Below are 364 nucleotides of genomic sequence, written 5' to 3'. Positions count from 1 at the left end.
TGGGGTTCCACCTCTTCCCATCCCGAACAGAGAAGTTAAGCCCATTAGCGCCGATGGTACTGCCGAAAGGTGGGAGAGTAGGTCGATGCCAACTTTTAAGCGTCTTATTCCATTACGGAGTAAGACGCTTTTTTTATGCTCTAAAGTCTGAAAACAATTACGAATTACAAATTGAAACTACTTCTGATTCCAGTTGATACTTCCTCCCCAAGACACTGGAATAGGTACATTTGACTGGACATTAACTTAAGCCCTTATCTTTACATTATGAGAGGAAAAGTAAGAAGGAAGTATGATAAAGAATTCAAGACAATGGTTGTGAACCTTTGCTTAAGTGGACGTAAATCTAGAGAAGTTGCATTAG

General features: G+C 40.1%; 1 rRNA gene. It reads left to right on the top strand.

The annotated features are described in order from the left end of the window. Positions 1 to 94: ribosomal RNA gene (rrf, locus tag EMN46_RS19490) — 5S ribosomal RNA — on the top strand; the annotation flags it as partial. Positions 95 to 364: the final 270 nt, after the last annotated feature.

Origin of the sequence: Ancylomarina sp. 16SWW S1-10-2, assembly GCF_009669305.1 — a bacterium.
Taxonomy (GTDB): Bacteria; Bacteroidota; Bacteroidia; order Bacteroidales; family Marinifilaceae; genus Ancylomarina.
This window is presented reverse-complemented; position numbering and strand designations above follow the sequence as displayed.